Origin of the sequence: Pseudomonas sp. I2, from assembly GCF_040984075.1 — a bacterium.
Lineage (GTDB): Bacteria > Pseudomonadota > Gammaproteobacteria > Pseudomonadales > Pseudomonadaceae > Aquipseudomonas > Aquipseudomonas guariconensis_B.
In genome coordinates this window covers 48,159-64,562 of sequence record NZ_JBCGFQ010000003.1, presented here as the reverse complement: position 1 = coordinate 64,562, position 16,404 = coordinate 48,159, and the positions used below count along the sequence as shown (strand labels likewise).

Genomic DNA, 16,404 nt, shown 5'->3' with positions numbered 1-16,404 from the left:
GCGATCCGTCAGACCGCCATCGGCGCCGTCATCGGCGCATGGTGCTCATACCCCTCGAGGCTGAAATCGCTTGGCTCGATCTTCTCCAGCCACTCAGGTTCGTACTTGCCCGTCTCGGCGAACGCCGGCACGCGATCGCTGATCACCAGCTTCGGCGCCGCCAGCGGCTCGCGCTTGAGCTGCTCGTTGAGCATCTCCAGGTGGTTCTCGTACACATGGGCATCGCCGATGAAGTAGGTGAACCAGCGCGGCGTGTAGCCGGTCAGGCGGCCGAACAGCGACAGCAATGCCGCACCCTCGGTGAGGTTGAACGGCGTGCCCAGGCCCAGGTCGTTGGAACGGATGTAGAGGGTCAGGGAAATCTCCTTCGTCTCGACATTCGGGTGGAACTGGTACAGCAGGTGGCACGGCGGCAGGGCCATCTCGTCGAGCTGGGCGCAGTTCCAGCCATGGAACAGGATGCGCCGGCTGCCCGGGTCGTTGGCGATGGTGTCCAGGCACTGGCGCACCTGGTCGATGGCCTTGTACAGGATGACGAACGCCTGGCCGTCTTCCTCGTCCTGGGCGATCTTGCGAAAGCCCTGCCCCTCGGCCATCGCGATGGCCGCCGGATTGCTCAGCGGAATGCGCTTGTAGCCCGGCCACTGGCGCCATTGCACGCCGTAGATCTCGCCCAGGTCGTCATGCCCCTGGCGGAACGGGTTGGCCAGCCACTGGGCATTCTCGTTGGCATTCTGGTCCCAGACCTTGCAGCCCAGCTCACGGAACTGCCCGGCGTTCTTCACGCCGCGCAAGAAACCGACCATCTCGCCGATCGCCGACTTGAACGCCAGCTTGCGCGTGGTGATGGCCGGAAAGCCCTTCTGCAGGTCGAAGCGCAGCATGGCGCCCGGCAGGCTGATGGTGCGGATGCCGGTGCGGTTCTCCTGCAAGGTGCCGTTCTCGATGACGTCACGGACCAGATCTAGATACTGTTTCATGGCTTACCTGTAGCAAGGACGGCAGGGGGATCGCCCCTGCCGCATGGATTCAAGCGGCGGCCTTGGCCGTGGGTGTACGGTGATAGGCCCACCAGATCAGGCCGATGCCACCAAGGATCATCGGCACGCAGAGCAACTGGCCCATGGTCAGCCAGCCGAAGGCGATGTAGCCGAGCTGGGCATCCGGTACCCGGACGAACTCGACGATGAAGCGGAAGATGCCGTAGAACAGGGCGAACATGCCCGACACCGCCATGGTGGGACGCGGCTTGCGCGAGAACGCCCAGAGAATCAGGAATAGTGCCACACCTTCCAGGGCGAACTGGTACAGCTGCGACGGGTGGCGCGGCAATTGGGCGGGGTCGCTGAACGGCGGGAAGATCATCGCCCAGGGCACGTCGGTCGGCTTGCCCCACAGCTCGGCGTTGATGAAGTTGCCGATGCGCCCGGCCCCCAGGCCGATCGGCACCAGCGGGGCGACGAAGTCCATCAGCTCGAAGAACGACTTGTTGTGGCGCTTGCCGAACCACAGCGCCGCCAACATCACGCCGATGAAGCCACCGTGGAACGACATGCCGCCCTTCCACACTTCGAGGATCAGCGTCGGGTTGGCCAGGTAGGCGTGCAAGTCGTAGAACAGCACGTAGCCCAGGCGCCCGCCGACGATCACCCCCATCGACAACCAGAACACCAGGTCGGAGAGCTTCTCGCGGTTCCAGGTGGGGTCGAAGCGCTTCAGCCGGCGCGAGGCGAGCAGCCAGGCACCGCCGATGCCGATCAGGTACATCAAGCCGTACCAGTGGATTTTCAGCGGCCCGATGGCGATGGCCACGGGGTCGATCTGCGGGTAAGGCAGCATGTAGGGTCCTCTCGGTTCGAATCAGGAAGCTAGATCAAGAAGCTCAGGCCAACGCAGAACAGCAGCGCGGCGAACAGGCGCTTGAGCAGCCGCGGCGACAGCCTGTGCGCCAGGCGCGCGCCGAAGCGGGCGAAGAACATGCTGGTCACGGCGATGCCGACCAGCGCCGGCAGGTAGACGTAGCCCAGGCTGTGGGCCGGCAGGTGCGCCTCGTGCCAGCCGAGCCACATGAAGCCCAGGGCACTGGCCAGGGCGATCGGCAGGCCGCAGGCCGAGGACGTGGCCACCGCCTGCTGCATCGGCAGGCTGCGCCAGGTCAGGAACGGCACGGTCAGCGAGCCGCCACCGATGCCGAAGATCGCCGAGGCCCAGCCGATCACCCCACCGGCGGCGGCCAGCATCGGCTTGCCGGGGATACCGCGGCTGGCCTTGGGCTTGAGGTCGAGGGCCATCTGCGCGGCGATGACCAAGGCGAACACGCCGATGATCTTCTGCAGCATGGGGCCCTGGATCAACGAGGCGGTCTTGGCACCGATGCCGGCACCGATGAGGATGCCCAGGGTCATCCAGGCGAAGATCGGCCAGCGCACCGCGCCCTTGCGCTGGTGCTCCAGCACGGCGTTGATCGAGGTGAAGACGATGGTCGCCAGCGAGGTACCGACCGCCAGGTGGGTCAGCACGGCGGGGTCGAAGCCCTGCAAGGTGAAGCTGAACACCAGCACCGGCACGATGATGATGCCGCCACCCACGCCGAACAGCCCGGCCAGCACGCCGGCGCATGCGCCCAATAGCAGATAGAGTACGAACTCCATTCGTCGCCCCCCCAGGAAAACAATCCGGCATGGTAACGGAAGCCGACCCCAGGGCTCTAGTGAAGTCTGTGTCAGATGATGGATAGAGGCAGGCGCAATGGGTAGAGTGTCGGAAAACAACGAGGCCATGCCATGTGCCTGATCGTATTCGCCTGGCGGCCAGGGCATGCCCTGCCGCTGATCGTCGCGGCCAACCGTGACGAGTTCTATGCCCGGCCGACCCAGGCCCTGGCCGCCTGGGAGGACGCCCCGGGCGTACATGCCGGACGCGATCTGGAGGCCGGCGGGACCTGGCTCGGCGTCGGGCCCGGCGGGCGCTTCGCCGCCCTGACCAACATTCGTGACCCCAGTTCGCCCCCGGGGCCTCGTTCACGGGGCGAGCTGGTGGCGGGCTACCTGCGCGGCGACTCGGGCATGGAGGCGTATCTCGATCAGGTGGCCAGCCGCAGCACCCAGTATTCCGGCTTCAACCTGCTGGTGGGCGATGGCGAACGCCTGGGTTACCTGAATGCCCGCGAGGCCGCGCCGCGCTTGTTGGGCCCTGGGGTGTACGGGCTGTCCAATGCCGGGCTGGATACGCCGTGGCCCAAGCTGCTCAAGACACGCAGCGGGCTGGAGGGCTTGCTCGGGTCGCCCGAGCCGCAGCGGCTGCTGGCATTGCTGGCCGATGCTGAGCCTGCAGCGGAGACGGAATTGCCGGAAACCGGGGTGGGCCTGGCCACGGAGAAGCTGTTGTCGAGCGTGTTCATCGCCAGCCAGAACTATGGGACGCGGGCCAGTACCGTGTTGATCGTCGATGACCAGGGGAAAAGACGGATCATCGAACGCAGCTTCGGGCCCTTTGGCGGGCACCTGGGGGAAGTGGAGCTGCTGGTCTGAGCCGATGTCGGTCAGTTAGCTTTTCTGCTGCCATTTGGGGGCGCGAAGCGACCCCAAAAACCTTGACTGACAGGCATTGGGGCTTGCCCATGCCCCAAGATGCCTACAGCGTCTTGTTGGCCCCAGGCCCGATCATTCGCGCCAGCCCCAGGTTCTTCAGCGCCAGTTGCAATGAACTGTGGATGACCTGCGGGTTGTCATGGGCCAAGGCTTCGGTCAGCAGCTCCTTGGCCTTGCTCATGTTGATCTGGCGCAGCATCCACTTGACCTTGGGCAGGTTGGTGGCGTTCATCGACAGGCTGTCGAACCCCATCGCCATCAACAACACGGCCGCCGCCGGGTCGCCGGCCATCTCGCCACAGATGCTCACCGGCTTGCCTTCGCCGTGGGCCTCGCGGACCACCGTCAACAGGGCCTGCAGCACCGCCGGATGAAGGTAGTCGTACAGGTCGGCGACCCGTGGGTTGTTGCGGTCGACGGCCAGCAGGTACTGGGTCAGGTCGTTGGAACCGACCGAGAGGAAGTCCACCTGCCGCGCCAGTTCCCGGGTCTGGTAGACCGCGGCGGGGATCTCGACCATCACCCCGACCGGCGGCATCGGCACGTCGGTGCCCTCGTCGCGCACCTCGCCCCAGGCACGGTGGATCAGGTGCAGGGCTTCTTCCAGTTCGTGGATGCCGGAAATCATCGGCAGCAGGATGCGCAGGTTGTTCAGCCCCTCGCTGGCCTTGAGCATGGCGCGGGTCTGGACCAGGAATATCTCCGGGTGATCGAGGGTGACGCGGATACCACGCCAGCCCAGGAACGGGTTCTCTTCCTTGATCGGGAAGTACGAAAGCGCCTTGTCGCCGCCGATGTCGAGGGTGCGCATGGTCACCGGCAACGGGTGGAACGCCGCCAGTTGCTCGCGGTAGATCGCCAACTGCTCCTTTTCGCTGGGGAAGCGCTGGTTGATCATGAACGGCACTTCGGTGCGGTACAAGCCGACGCCCTCGGCGCCACGCTGCTGGGCGCGGGCCACGTCAGCGAGCAGGCCGGTGTTGACCCACAGCGGCATGCGATGGCCATCCGGGGTGACGCACGGCAACTCGCGCAAGGCGTCCAGGCCCTGGGCCAGCTGGCGCTCCTCCTCGACCACGTCGCTGTACTGCTTGCGCAATACCTCGCCCGGGTTGGTGAACACCTCGCCCTTGTAGCCGTCGACGATCATCTCGATGCCGTCGACCTTCGAATACGGCAGGTCGACCACGCCCATGACCGTGGGGATACCCATGGCCCTGGCCAGGATCGCCACGTGGGAGTTGCCCGAGCCGAGCACCGAGACCAGGCCCACCAGCTTGCCTTCCGGCACCTCGCCGAGCATGGCCGGGGTCAGCTCCTCGCTGACCAGGATGGTATTGTCCGGGTACACCAGCGACAGCGAGCGGGCTTCCTGAAGATAGGCTAGCAGGCGCCGGCCCAGGTCCTTGACGTCCGAGGCGCGCTCGCGCAGGTAGTCGTCGTCCATCAGCTCGAAGCGGTTGACGTGCTCGCCAACCACCTGGCGCAGGGCGCCTTGGGCCCACTGGCCAGTCTTGATGACCTCGATCACCTCGCCACCCAGGGCGGCATCGTCGAGCATCATCAGGTAGACGTCGAACAGCGCCCGTTCTTCCGGGCGCAACTGGGTGGCGAGCTTGGCCGACAGCTTGCGCATGTCGGCACGCACACCCTCGAGGGCGTTGTTGAACAGCTTGAGTTCGGTGTCGATGTCATCGACGGTCTTGTCCGGGACCACCTCCAGGTCGGCCGGCGGCAGCATGACCAGGGCCCGCCCGACGGCCGCGCCCGGCGAGCCCGGCACGCCGACGAAGCGCGCCTCCTGGATGCCCTTGCCCTGGCGACCGAGGCCACGGATCGAGCCTGTGGCCTCGGCATGGGCGATGACGCCAGCGAGCTGGGCGCTCATGGTGACCAGGAAGGCTTCCTCGCCCTCGTCGAACTGGCGGCGCTCCTTTTGCTGGATGACCAGCACCCCGACCACACGGCGGTGGTGGATGATCGGCGCACCCAGGAAGGAGGCGAAGCGCTCCTCGCCGGTCTCGGCGAAGTAGCGGTAACGGGGGTGGGCGGCGGCATTCTCCAGGTTCAACGGCTCTTCCCGGGTCCCGACCAGGCCGACCAGGCCCTCGTTGGGGGCCATGCTGACCTTGCCGATGGAGCGCTTGTTCAGGCCCTCGGTGGCCATCAGCACGAAACGGTTGGTGTCCGGGTCGAGCAGGTACACCGAGCAGACCTGGCTGCCCATGGCTTCCTTGACGCGCAAGACAATGATCCCCAGCGCCGTCTTGAGATCTTTGGCGGAGTTCACTTCCTGGACGATCTTGCGCAGCGTATTGAGCATGGCTCGGGGTCGGACTCCGTCTTCAGTCGCGCGTCAGCAGGCGCGGGGCTAGCTCTTTCAGGGCGCGCCGGTACACCTCGCGCTTGAAGGTCACCACCTGGCCCAGCGGATACCAATAGCTGACCCAGCGCCAGCCGTCGAACTCCGGTTTGCCGGTCAGGTCCATGCGCACCCGCTGCTCGTTGGTCACCAGGCGCAGCAGGAACCACTTCTGTTTCTGGCCGATGCACAGCGGCTGGCTGTGGGTGCGCACCAGGCGCTGGGGTAAACGATAACGCAACCAGCCACGGGTGCAGGCAAGTATTTCCACATCCTCGCGTTCCAGGCCAACTTCTTCGTTCAGCTCGCGGTACAGGGCGTCTTCCGGCGTCTCGTCAGGGTTGATGCCACCCTGGGGAAATTGCCAGGCATCCTGGTTGATCCGCCGAGCCCATAGCACCTGCCCGGCATCATTCGTGAGAATGATCCCGACATTGGGGCGAAAACCATCCGGGTCGATCACGGCAGCAACCTCGCAAACGCATGTCAACGCATTGTTCCACAAAGCTCACGAGCGCAGCAACGCGCCCGCCGAGCTTATGTGCGGCGAGGTGGAAGGTCGGTGTTGCACGGGCATCCCCGGGATGCCGAACAGGTGGCCGGAATGTGTCTGGGGCATCGGATCATCAAGCATGGCCTTGGGGCGGCCTGGCAGCCCCAAGGATCTAGACCGGCTTGGCGCCCATCAGCCCGGCGATGGAGAGGAAGCACACCCCGCTGAACACCGCCAGCGCCAAGGTGAAGCGCAACCCGGTAGGCTCAGCCTTGCGCAGCCGGTTCAGCCGCACCAACAACCACCAGGCGCTGAAGGCTCCGAGGGTGTAGATGACGCTGGACGCCAACACCCAGGTCTGCCCCAGGGGCCAGCCGATCAGGTGCACCAGCCACCAGCCGGTGAACGGCATGCTCACCAGGCACACCCCCATCACCAACCAGACGAACAACAACGGCCGGCGCAGCAACTTGCCATAGGCCTCGACATCGCCGCGCCGGCGCGCACGCCAGGTCCAGACGGCCAGCCCCAGGCCACCGAGGAGCAGCAGCACGGTGCTGAGAATATGCAGGGTCTTGAGCGTGGTCAGGTATTCCATGTCTTCACGTCCTTGAGCGTTACGCCAAGCTTAGCTACTCAACCCAGGAACAGCGTATAAGCCGGGTTGTCGGTCTCGTCCCAGTATGGATAGCCGATCTTGGCCAGGGCCGCCGGTACCAGGTGGCGTTCGTCGTCCGGCACCTGCAGGCCCGCGACCACACGGCCATCGGCCGCGCCGTGGTTGCGGTAGTGGAACATGGAGATGTTCCAGCGCCCGCCCAGCTTGTTGAGGAAGTTGAACAGCGCACCCGGCCGCTCGGGGAACTCGAAGCGCAGCACGATTTCGTCGCTGACGCTGGCGGAGTGGCCGCCGACCATATGGCGGATGTGCAGCTTGGCCAGTTCGTTGTCGGTCAGGTCGGTGACGGGGAAACCCTGATCGATCAGGTGCTGCACCAGCGCCGCCCGCGGGTCGGTTTCCGGGTGGGTCTGCACGCCGACGAAGATATGCGCCTCCTTGTCGGCGTGGTAGCGGTAGTTGAACTCGGTGATCTGGCGCTTGCCGATGGCCTCGCAGAAGGCCTTGAAGCTGCCCGGGCGCTCGGGGATGGTCACGGCGATGATCGCTTCGCGCTTTTCGCCCAGCTCGGCGCGCTCGGCCACGTGGCGCAGGCGGTCGAAGTTGACGTTGGCCCCCGAGTCGATGGCCACCAGGGTCTGCCCCGTCACGCCGTGGAGCTCGACGTAGCGCTTGATGCCGGCCACGCCCAAGGCGCCGGCAGGTTCGGTGATCGAGCGGGTATCGTCGTAGATATCCTTGATTGCCGCGCAGATCTCGTCGGTACTGACGGTCACCACCTCGTCCACATGGTGCCTGCAGATGTCGAAGGTGTGCTGGCCGATCTGCGCCACCGCCACGCCATCGGCGAACAGCCCCACCTGCGGCAGCACCACGCGCTCGCCGGCAGCCATGGCGGCCTGCAGGCAGTTGGAGTCGTCCGGCTCGACGCCGATGATCTTGATGTCCGGGCGCAGGTACTTCACATAGGCGGCGATACCGGCGATCAGGCCGCCACCGCCGACCGGCACGAAGATCGCGTCCAATCGGCCCGGGTGCTGGCGCAGGATTTCCATGGCCACGGTGCCCTGCCCGGCGATGGTGTGTGGATCGTCATAGGGATGGATATAGACGTAGCCCTTTTCCTCGACCAGCTTCAGCGAGTAGGCCAGCGCCTCGGGGAAGGAGTCGCCATGCAGCACCACCTTGCCGCCCCGGGAGCGAACGCCCTCGATCTTGATCTCCGGGGTGGTCTTGGGCATCACGATGGTCGCCTTGATACCCAGCTCGCGCGCCGCCAGGGCCACGCCCTGGGCATGGTTGCCAGCCGACGCGGTGACCACGCCGCGGGCCAGTTCCTCCGGGCTCAGTTGCGCCAGCTTGTTGTAGGCCCCGCGGATCTTGAAGGAAAACACCGGCTGCAGGTCCTCGCGCTTGAGCAAGACCTGGTTGCCCAGCCGCTTGCTCAGCTGGCTGGCGCTTTGCAGCGGGGTTTCGACAGCGACGTCGTAGACGCGCGAGGTGAGGATCTTCTTGACGTACTGTTCGAGCATCGGGAAAGCATCACTGGGCCGCGGGACAAGGCCTGGGAGTCTACCCCAGCGCTGCGTCGGGCGACCACAGCAAAGCCGCACGAGCCGTTATACTAGGCGAATTTCCAACCGCCCCCGCCCCTCCCGGAGCCCGCATGACCCAGGACCAACTCAAACAGGCCGTCGCCCAGGCCGCCGTCGACTTCATTCTGCCCAAGCTGGATGAGAAAAGCGTCGTCGGCGTCGGTACCGGTTCGACCGCCAACTTCTTCATCGACGCCCTGGCCAAGCACAAGACCGCCTTCGACGGCGCGGTCGCCAGCTCCGAGGCCACCGCCGAACGCCTGAAGGGCCATGGCATCCCGGTCTACGAGCTGAACAGCGTCAGCGAGCTGGAGTTCTACGTCGATGGCGCCGACGAAAGCGACGCGCACCTGAACCTGATCAAGGGGGGCGGCGCGGCCCTGACCCGCGAGAAGATCGTCGCGGCGGTGGCCAAGACCTTCATCTGCATCGCCGATGCCAGCAAGCTGGTCCCGGTACTGGGCGCCTTCCCGCTGCCGGTCGAGGTAATCCCGATGGCCCGCAGCCATGTGGCGCGCCAACTGGTCAAGCTGGGGGGTGATCCTGTGTACCGCGAAGGCGTGGTGACCGACAACGGCAACGTCATCCTCGATGTGCACAACCTGCAGATCACCGACCCGGTAGGCCTGGAGCGCCAGATCAACGCCATCGTCGGCGTGGTGACCAATGGCCTGTTCGCGGCACGGCCGGCCGACCTGTTGCTGCTGGGCACCGCCGAAGGCGTGAAGACCCTCACGGCCGAGTAAGCCAGTCACTTGAATTAGGGCTGCCTTGCAGCCCATCGCCGGCAAGCCGCCTCTCATAGAACAAACGCTAACTCATTGATTTAGCAGGGACCTGTGGGGGCTTCCGGCGAATTGGCCAACCCAGGCTCCGCCTCAATCGGCCGGCTGGCGGAACACGTAGAACAGGTTCGGTTCACTGACCAGGTAGATGGTCCCGGCATCGTCCATGGCGATCCCCTCCGCCTGCGGCACGCTGCGCTCCAAGCCCTGGAACCCCTTGTTCAGCGACAGGGTGCTCAACGGTTTGCCCTTCACATCCAGTTCCACCACCAGCCGAGACTCGTCCGACAGCGCCAGCAGGTGCCCGCTGCGCTCGTCGAACTGCAGGCTCGACAGGTCCCGCACGAACAGCCGCGAATCACGCTTGCGGTCCTGCACCACGTGCACGGCATAGGGCTGCCCGGCATTGTCGTGGGGAAAACCATGGATCTCGTAGATCATCATCGGGTCGCGCTCCTTGGCCACGAACAGGCGCTTGCCCGCCGAATCGTAGGCCAGGCCCTCGAAGCCCTTGTTGCCGCTGCGACCGATAGCGAGGGTCAGTTGCTCGGCATCCTTGGCGTCGAGAAACAGGGTGTCGTCGTCCAGATGCACTCGGATCAACCGCTGCTGGCGCTCATCGGTGATCACGTAGCTGTTGGGTCCGACATACTCCACCGCCTCCGGGTCGCCAAACCCCGTCAGCGGCACCCGGCGCAGGATGCGCCCGTCCAGCGACAGCTCGATCAGCTCCGCGCGCTGGTTGGTAACGGTGAACAGGGTCTTGCGATCAGGGTCGTAGGTCAGCGCCGAGATATCGTCGTCCAGCCCTTCTATGGGCTGGGCCTGGATCACCGCGCGATAGCGATCCAGACCGATGCTCTGCTCGGCAGGCTGCCACCAGGTCTTGAGATTGAACCAGCCGCGCTCGAACAAGCGAAACTCATGGGCCGCCACGCCCAGCAGAAGCAGTACGGCCAGGGCCAGGAAAACAACCAACCGGGTAAGACGTGATGGACGGCGCATGAAGGCAGACTCGACAAAGGAGGCACGAATCTAACCACGAACAGCTGAAGTAAAGCTTAAATGCCAGCATCGAAAACCGGATGATGGCGTCAGTGCTTCCTGAAACGATAGAAAAGATCGGGTTCGCTCACCATGTACAGGTTGCCGCGGTCGTCCATGGCGACGCCCTCGGCCCGTGGGATAGTGTCCTTAAGGCCGTTGAAGCCACCCAGCACCGTCATGAAGCTGACTTGCTCGCCCTTCTCGTCCAGCTCCAGCAGCATGTTGGAATCGGCCGACAACACCAGCAGGTGGCCCGTGCGCGGATCGACGCTCAAGGCAGAAAGATTGCGCAGGTCGAGCTCGTCATTGGGCAGCACCTGTTTCTCGCCCTTGAGCGCACCACGCTCATCCACACCCCAGGTGAACAGCTTCGGCGGCCGCTCCTCGCCGATCACCAGGCGCCGCTGCTGCGGGTCCCAGGCGACCGCTTCGAACCCTTTGTTGCTCTTCACCGACTCGCCCAGGTCGTAGTGCTGGAAATCGGCGTACTTCAGCGACGTGGTGTGGGCATCCACCGTCACCAGGGTGAGGTCGTGCTCACGCTCATCGACGATCGCCAGTTGCCCGTCTTGCATGACGGCGACCCCTTCCGGATTGCTCCAGCCGACCAGCGGCATCTTGCGCAGCACATCGCCGTCGAGGCTCAGCTCGACCAGGAAGGGGTTCTTGCCCATGACCGCGAACAGGGTACGGGTATGCGGGTTGAAGGCCAGGTCGGAGGCCTCGTCGTCTTCCATCCCCGGCAGGACCTTGGCGTCGATGTCCGCCACGTAGTCCGGCAGCCACACGCTTTCGCGGCGCTCGAGCGTGCTTTCGAAACGTTCCTGCACCCACAGCAGGCCACGATCGTCCCAGTGCATGGCCACGGACAAGCCATAGCCCACCACCACGGCCAGGAGCAGCCAGAATTGCCAACGCAGGAGAACGCCACGCTTGCGCAGCGGAGGAAGGGAAGCACTGGAAGAAAATGCCATTTAAGGTAGTTCCTGGAGGCTGGCCGAGTTCTCCCTAACACCGGCGAATGGACGTTATCGCGTGCATTATCCGGATCATTTGTGAAAAAAACGGCAAAACACCGCCAGGCGGGCACGGCGCACGATGGCAGCCCTAGGGCTGCCGTCGCCACAAGATCAGAGCACGCGGCTTTCGAACCGGCTCGCGCCCGGAAGTTCCAGCACCAGCTCATCGCCCACATTCAGTGGGCCGACGCCGGCCGGGGTACCGGTGAGGATCACGTCGCCCGGCTGCAGGGAAAAGTGCGCGGCGATGTGCTGGATGATCGGCACGATAGGGTTGAGCATCATCGCGCTGTTGCCATCCTGGCGGACTTCACCGTTGATCGACAGGCGGATGCCGATGTCGGCCAGGTCCTCGAAGCAGTCGGCGACCACGAAAGGCGGCAACACACAGGCGCCATCGAAACTCTTGGCCAGCTCCCAGGGCAGGCCCTTTTCCTTGAGCTTGGCCTGGACCTCGCGCAAGGTCAGGTCCAGCGCCGGGGCGAAGCCGGAGATGGCATCGCGCACTTCCTCTTCGGTCGGGTGCGTGGACAGCGGCTTGCCCAGCAGCACGGCGATTTCCGCCTCGTAGTGCACCGCGCCCCGGTCGGTCGGGATCTTGAAGCCATCGTCCAGGGGCACCACGCAACTACCCGGCTTGATGAACAGCAGCGGCTCGCTGGGAATGGGGTTGTCCAGCTCCTTGGCATGTTCGGCATAGTTGCGGCCAATGCACACCACCTTGCCCAGGGGGAAGTGGATGCGTGTGCCGTCTAGGTACTGGTGCTGGTAACTCATGGCCGACTCCTCACTGCTTTTTATTCAGGAGCGAAGATCTTACCCGGATTCATGATGCCGTTCGGGTCGAATACCGTCTTTATCGCCTTCATGCAGGCGATTTCCGCCGGTGAACGGCTATAGCCCAGGTAGTCGCGCTTGGTCATGCCCACGCCGTGCTCGGCGGAGATCGAACCGTTGTAGCGCTCGACGATCTCGAACACCCATTTGTTGACCGTCGCGCAGCGGGCGAAGAACTCGTCCCTGGCCATGTCGTCGGGCTTGAGGATGTTCAGGTGCAGGTTGCCGTCGCCGATGTGGCCGTACCAGACCACCTCGAAGTCCGGGTAGTGCTCGCCGACGATAGCATCGATGTCGCGCAGGAACGCCGGCACCTTGGACACGGTGACTGAAATGTCGTTCTTGTAGGGCGTCCAGTGGGAGATGGTCTCGGAGATGTACTCGCGCAGCTTCCACAGGTTCTTCAGCTGGGTCTCGCTCTGGCTCATGACGCCGTCGAGCACCCAGCCCTGCTCGACGCAGTGCTCGAAGGTGGCGAGGGCTTCATTGGCCACCTGCTCGGTGCTGGCCTCGAACTCCAGCAAGGCGTAGAACGGGCAGGCGGTGTCGAATGGCGGCGGCACGTCGCCGCGGCCCATGACCTTGGCCAGGGCCTTGTCGGAGAAGAACTCGAAGGCGGTCAGGTCGAGCCGGCCCTGGAATGCATGCAATACCGGCATGATCGAGTCGAAGTCCGGCGTGCCCAGCACCATGGCGGTGAGGTTGCGCGGGGTGCGCTCCAGGCGCATGGTCGCCTCGACCACGAAGCCCAGGGTGCCCTCGGCGCCGATGAACAGCTGGCGCAGGTCGTAGCCGGTGGCGTTCTTGATCAGGTCCTTGTTCAGCTCCAGCAGTTCGCCCTTGCCGGTCACCACCTTGAGGCCGGCGACCCAGTTGCGGGTCATGCCATAGCGAATGACCTTGATCCCACCGGCATTGGTGCCGATGTTGCCGCCGATCTGGCTGGAACCGGACGAGGCGAAATCCACTGGGTAATAAAGGCCGTTGTCCTCGGCGAACTGCTGCAACTGGCGGGTGACCACGCCCGGCTCGCACACCACGGTGCGGTCGAAGGCGTTGAAGTCGAGGATCCGGTTCATGTAGTCGAAGGCCACCACCACCTCGCCATGGGCGGCGACCGCGGCTCCCGACAGGCCGGTGCGCCCGCCCGAAGGCACCAGCGCCACCCTGTGCCGGTTGGCCCACAGGACGATGGCCTGCACCTGCTCGATGGTCTTGGGGAAGACGATGGCGCTGGGTGCGGGCGGAAAATGCTTGGTCCAATCCTTGCCGTAGGCCTCCAGCGAGGCCGGGTCGGTGAGGACCTTGCCAGGGTCGACCAGGGTCATCAGCTCATCAAGTACCGCGGCTTGGGTCATCGGTAGAACTCTCGAACTATTCATAGTCACCCTGAGCACTCTTCACCTGTCGGGATAAGCTCAGATTGTGTCGCGTATGCTAGCATAGCCCTCCCGCTGTTCGTGCTAAGGCCGACGCCGCGCCGCTTCACCCCCTGCCATTTTTTCTCCGGGATACAGGTTTACGCAGATGAGCAAGACTTCTCTCGAAAAGAGCAAGATCAGGTTCCTTCTTCTTGAAGGTGTCCACCAGAATGCGGTCGATACCCTCAAGGCTGCCGGGTACACCAACATCGAGTACCTCACTGGTTCCTTGCCGGAAGCCGAGCTGAAGGAAAAGATCGCCGATGCCCATTTCATCGGCATCCGCTCGCGCACCCAACTGACTGAAGAGATCTTCGACTGCGCGAAGAAACTGGTCGCGGTCGGCTGCTTCTGCATCGGTACCAACCAGGTCGACCTCAACGCGGCCCGCGAGCGCGGCATCGCCGTGTTCAACGCGCCCTACTCCAACACCCGCTCCGTCGCCGAGCTGGTGCTGGCCGAAGCCATCCTGCTGCTGCGCGGCATCCCCGAGAAGAACGCCTCCTGCCACCGTGGCGGCTGGATCAAGAGCGCGGCCAACTCCTTCGAGATCCGTGGCAAGAAGCTGGGCATCGTCGGCTACGGCTCGATCGGCACCCAACTGTCGGTCCTGGCCGAAAGCCTGGGTATGCAGGTCTACTTCTACGACCCGCTGACCAAGCTGCCGCTGGGCAACGCCACCCAGGTGACCAGCCTGCACGAACTGCTGGGCCTGGCCGACATCGTCTCGCTGCACGTGCCTGAGCTGCCCTCCACCCAGTGGATGATCGGCGAGAAGGAAATCCGCGCGATGAAGAAGGGCTCGATCCTCATCAACGCCGCCCGTGGCACCGTAGTCGAGCTGGACCACCTGGCCGCCGCGATCAAGGACAAGCACCTGATCGGCGCTGCCATCGACGTATTCCCGGTCGAGCCGCGCTCCAACGACGAGCAGTTCGAAAGCCCACTGCGTGGCCTGGACAACGTGATCCTGACCCCGCACATCGGTGGTTCCACCGCCGAGGCCCAGGCCAACATCGGCCTGGAAGTGGCCGAGAAGCTGGTCAAGTACAGCGACAACGGTACCTCGGTATCGTCGGTCAACTTCCCGGAAGTGGCCCTGCCGGCGCACCCGGGCAAGCACCGCCTGCTGCACATCCACCAGAACATCCCGGGCGTGCTCAGCGAAATCAACAAGGTGTTCGCCGAAAACGGCATCAACATCTCCGGCCAGTTCCTGCAGACCGACGAGAAAGTGGGTTACGTGGTCATCGACGTGGATGCCGAGTACTCCGATCTGGCCCAGGAGAAACTCCAGCACGTCAAGGGCACCATCCGCTCCCGCGTACTGTTCTGATCCCAAGGGCTGCCACGCGGCCCATCACGGCACAAGGCCGCCCCTGCAGATCCATCGCCCATTTCGAGAGAGCGGTGGGCCTGCGGGGCGGCCTTGTGCCGTTGAGGCTACTTGACGTCGACGGTGATCTTCTGCGATTCCACGCTCGGCTTGAACGGCACGTGGTACAGGTCACCCAGCACCAATTGCAGGGTGTGCTTGCCCGGCGCCAGGGTGATGGTCGCTTCGGTCTGCGCCTTGCCGAAGTGCAGCACTTGCGGACCAGCCGGCAGCGGCTGGTTGTTCTCCGGCATCAGGCTGGTGGGCAACGGCTGGTCGGCGGCAGGCGCCTCGTTCACGTCCACCAGCAGGTGATGGTGGCCAGTATGAGGGGTCGCATCACCCGCAGGCTTGAGGTCCATGCCCTCGATACCGAACTTGACCGTGAAGGTCTTCTCGACCGTCGCACCGTCGGCGGGGGAAACGATGAAGACCTTGGCGCCCTCCGGCGGCTCCTGGCTCTTCAGGGCATCCGCGGCGCTGGCGAACACCGACGCCCCCATCAGCAGGCCGGCAACGGCAGCACGCGAAAATAGGCTGTTCATTCACTTCTCCTGTGATTCACTTCATTGACCGCTACCGGTTTAACGAATGGCAGCGGTAGTTCAACATAGTCCAATTGTGGCCAAAGGTGTCCTTCGGCGCCGCCAGAAATATTTCCGCAAGGCCTAAACATCGCCAAGGTGTCGAGGTCATAGCCTGCGTCGCGGCGAAGGCCATTCACCCACCGCACAGGAAAGGGAGCATCCATGCGTTTGACCATTGGCGTACTGCTGGCAGCACTGATCAGCCCATTGGCCCAGGCCGAACTGATAGACGAGGTCAATGACCGGGGCGAGCTGCGCATTGCCGTACAGGCCGACACGCCGCCCTATGCCTACAGGGAAAACGAGCACCTGACCGGTTTCGAGATCGAGCTTGGCCAGGCCCTGGCCAACGAGCTGGACGTGCGCGTGGAGTTCATCGAAACGACCGCCGATGACATGCTGCCGGGCGTGGAGAACGGCAAGTACGACATCGCCCTCAACCAGACAGGCGCCGAACAGAAAACCGACGGCGCACTGGACCTCAGCCAGCCCTATGGCCGCGAGAGCCTGGTGATTCCTTTCCAGAAAGACAACCCGGCCTTCGAGAGCGCGGTGAACAACGCCCTGCAGCGGATCGAGGCGGATGGACGGCTGGCGGCGCTGGAGCAGAAGTGGCTCGAGGGGCGGGCAGCGAATGAACCGTAGGCTTTCGGCGTTCCAGCGCTGGGGCTGCA

The 16,404-nt window shown here is 64.4% G+C and carries 16 protein-coding genes; 4 read left to right on the top strand and 12 right to left on the bottom strand.

Annotated features, from left to right (window positions below; genetic code table 11):
• Positions 1 to 8 precede the first annotated feature (8 nt).
• The 3 genes from WCE05_RS02415 to WCE05_RS02405 are packed head-to-tail and all read right to left on the bottom strand — an operon-like array spanning position 9 to position 2,651.
• Positions 9 to 980, bottom strand: coding sequence for a thymidylate synthase (locus tag WCE05_RS02415; protein ID WP_225787596.1), 972 nt, complete (start codon positions 978 to 980; stop codon positions 9 to 11).
• A gap of 49 nt (positions 981 to 1,029) precedes the next feature.
• Entirely contained in the window at positions 1,030 to 1,839 is an 810-nt protein-coding gene (gene lgt / locus WCE05_RS02410) for a prolipoprotein diacylglyceryl transferase (protein WP_225787597.1), read from the bottom strand.
• A gap of 29 nt (positions 1,840 to 1,868) precedes the next feature.
• Positions 1,869 to 2,651, bottom strand: coding sequence for a sulfite exporter TauE/SafE family protein (locus WCE05_RS02405; protein WP_225787598.1), 783 nt, complete (start codon positions 2,649 to 2,651; stop codon positions 1,869 to 1,871).
• 132 nt (positions 2,652 to 2,783) lie between these two features.
• On the opposite strand from WCE05_RS02405, the gene WCE05_RS02400 reads away from it, so the two are divergent.
• On the top strand, positions 2,784 to 3,530 hold the full coding sequence (locus tag WCE05_RS02400) for an NRDE family protein (protein ID WP_368815386.1): 747 nt from the start codon (positions 2,784 to 2,786) through the stop codon (positions 3,528 to 3,530).
• A 103-nt stretch (positions 3,531 to 3,633) separates the two neighbouring features.
• On the opposite strand, the gene ptsP is transcribed toward WCE05_RS02400, so the two are convergent.
• From ptsP to ilvA, 4 genes are all read right to left on the bottom strand, one after another.
• Positions 3,634 to 5,913, bottom strand: coding sequence for a phosphoenolpyruvate--protein phosphotransferase (gene ptsP / locus WCE05_RS02395; protein ID WP_225787600.1), 2,280 nt, complete (start codon positions 5,911 to 5,913; stop codon positions 3,634 to 3,636).
• A 22-nt stretch (positions 5,914 to 5,935) separates the two neighbouring features.
• Positions 5,936 to 6,415, bottom strand: coding sequence for an RNA pyrophosphohydrolase (locus WCE05_RS02390; protein ID WP_225787601.1), 480 nt, complete (start codon positions 6,413 to 6,415; stop codon positions 5,936 to 5,938).
• A gap of 202 nt (positions 6,416 to 6,617) precedes the next feature.
• Positions 6,618 to 7,043, bottom strand: coding sequence for a DUF2269 domain-containing protein (locus WCE05_RS02385; protein ID WP_253079844.1), 426 nt, complete (start codon positions 7,041 to 7,043; stop codon positions 6,618 to 6,620).
• A gap of 38 nt (positions 7,044 to 7,081) precedes the next feature.
• On the bottom strand, positions 7,082 to 8,596 hold the full coding sequence (ilvA, locus tag WCE05_RS02380; RefSeq protein ID WP_225787603.1) for a threonine ammonia-lyase, biosynthetic: 1,515 nt from the start codon (positions 8,594 to 8,596) through the stop codon (positions 7,082 to 7,084).
• Between the two features lie 134 nt (positions 8,597 to 8,730).
• On the opposite strand from ilvA, the gene rpiA reads away from it, so the two are divergent.
• On the top strand, positions 8,731 to 9,405 hold the full coding sequence (gene rpiA / locus WCE05_RS02375) for a ribose-5-phosphate isomerase RpiA (protein ID WP_225787604.1): 675 nt from the start codon (positions 8,731 to 8,733) through the stop codon (positions 9,403 to 9,405).
• 132 nt (positions 9,406 to 9,537) lie between these two features.
• Here the strand turns inward: rpiA and WCE05_RS02370 are convergent, their stop codons facing one another.
• From WCE05_RS02370 to WCE05_RS02355, 4 genes are all read right to left on the bottom strand, one after another.
• The gene (locus WCE05_RS02370) at positions 9,538 to 10,449 is read right to left on the bottom strand and encodes an SdiA-regulated domain-containing protein (RefSeq protein WP_225787605.1); all 912 of its coding nucleotides are present in this window, start codon (positions 10,447 to 10,449) and stop codon (positions 9,538 to 9,540) included.
• Positions 10,450 to 10,538: 89 nt separating this feature from the next.
• Complete coding sequence (locus WCE05_RS02365) at positions 10,539 to 11,465, bottom strand: SdiA-regulated domain-containing protein (protein WP_368815385.1); 927 nt, start codon at positions 11,463 to 11,465, stop codon at positions 10,539 to 10,541.
• Between the two features lie 156 nt (positions 11,466 to 11,621).
• On the bottom strand, positions 11,622 to 12,287 hold the full coding sequence (locus WCE05_RS02360) for a fumarylacetoacetate hydrolase family protein (protein WP_225787607.1): 666 nt from the start codon (positions 12,285 to 12,287) through the stop codon (positions 11,622 to 11,624).
• 20 nt (positions 12,288 to 12,307) lie between these two features.
• Positions 12,308 to 13,705: an FAD-binding oxidoreductase gene (locus WCE05_RS02355; RefSeq protein WP_225787608.1), complete on the bottom strand. Its 1,398-nt coding sequence runs from the start codon at positions 13,703 to 13,705 to the stop codon at positions 12,308 to 12,310.
• Between the two features lie 169 nt (positions 13,706 to 13,874).
• On the opposite strand from WCE05_RS02355, the gene serA reads away from it, so the two are divergent.
• Entirely contained in the window at positions 13,875 to 15,104 is a 1,230-nt protein-coding gene (gene serA / locus WCE05_RS02350; protein ID WP_225787609.1) for a phosphoglycerate dehydrogenase, read from the top strand.
• Positions 15,105 to 15,211: 107 nt separating this feature from the next.
• On the opposite strand, the gene WCE05_RS02345 is transcribed toward serA, so the two are convergent.
• Positions 15,212 to 15,688, bottom strand: a complete 477-nt coding sequence (locus WCE05_RS02345; RefSeq protein ID WP_225787610.1) for a DUF4399 domain-containing protein — start codon at positions 15,686 to 15,688, stop codon at positions 15,212 to 15,214.
• Between the two features lie 204 nt (positions 15,689 to 15,892).
• Between WCE05_RS02345 and WCE05_RS02340 the strand changes: the two genes are divergently transcribed.
• Positions 15,893 to 16,375: a transporter substrate-binding domain-containing protein gene (locus WCE05_RS02340; RefSeq protein ID WP_253079841.1), complete on the top strand. Its 483-nt coding sequence runs from the start codon at positions 15,893 to 15,895 to the stop codon at positions 16,373 to 16,375.
• Positions 16,376 to 16,404: the final 29 nt, after the last annotated feature.

Excerpts from the sequence above, each read along its gene's own strand:
- WCE05_RS02340 (WP_253079841.1), top strand. The coding sequence starts at position 15,893 with ATGCGTTTGACCATTGGCGTACTGCTGGCAGCACTGATCAGCCCATTG.
- WCE05_RS02345 (WP_225787610.1), bottom strand. The coding sequence starts at position 15,688 with ATGAACAGCCTATTTTCGCGTGCTGCCGTTGCCGGCCTGCTGATGGGG.
- WCE05_RS02370 (WP_225787605.1), bottom strand. The coding sequence starts at position 10,449 with ATGCGCCGTCCATCACGTCTTACCCGGTTGGTTGTTTTCCTGGCCCTG.
- WCE05_RS02360 (WP_225787607.1), bottom strand. The coding sequence starts at position 12,287 with ATGAGTTACCAGCACCAGTACCTAGACGGCACACGCATCCACTTCCCC.
- serA (WP_225787609.1), top strand. The coding sequence starts at position 13,875 with ATGAGCAAGACTTCTCTCGAAAAGAGCAAGATCAGGTTCCTTCTTCTT.
- rpiA (WP_225787604.1), top strand. The coding sequence starts at position 8,731 with ATGACCCAGGACCAACTCAAACAGGCCGTCGCCCAGGCCGCCGTCGAC.
- WCE05_RS02400 (WP_368815386.1), top strand. The coding sequence starts at position 2,784 with ATGTGCCTGATCGTATTCGCCTGGCGGCCAGGGCATGCCCTGCCGCTG.
- lgt (WP_225787597.1), bottom strand. The coding sequence starts at position 1,839 with ATGCTGCCTTACCCGCAGATCGACCCCGTGGCCATCGCCATCGGGCCG.
- ptsP (WP_225787600.1), bottom strand. The coding sequence starts at position 5,913 with ATGCTCAATACGCTGCGCAAGATCGTCCAGGAAGTGAACTCCGCCAAA.
- WCE05_RS02355 (WP_225787608.1), bottom strand. The coding sequence starts at position 13,705 with ATGACCCAAGCCGCGGTACTTGATGAGCTGATGACCCTGGTCGACCCT.
- WCE05_RS02385 (WP_253079844.1), bottom strand. The coding sequence starts at position 7,043 with ATGGAATACCTGACCACGCTCAAGACCCTGCATATTCTCAGCACCGTG.
- WCE05_RS02415 (WP_225787596.1), bottom strand. The coding sequence starts at position 980 with ATGAAACAGTATCTAGATCTGGTCCGTGACGTCATCGAGAACGGCACC.
- WCE05_RS02405 (WP_225787598.1), bottom strand. The coding sequence starts at position 2,651 with ATGGAGTTCGTACTCTATCTGCTATTGGGCGCATGCGCCGGCGTGCTG.
- ilvA (WP_225787603.1), bottom strand. The coding sequence starts at position 8,596 with ATGCTCGAACAGTACGTCAAGAAGATCCTCACCTCGCGCGTCTACGAC.
- WCE05_RS02365 (WP_368815385.1), bottom strand. The coding sequence starts at position 11,465 with ATGGCATTTTCTTCCAGTGCTTCCCTTCCTCCGCTGCGCAAGCGTGGC.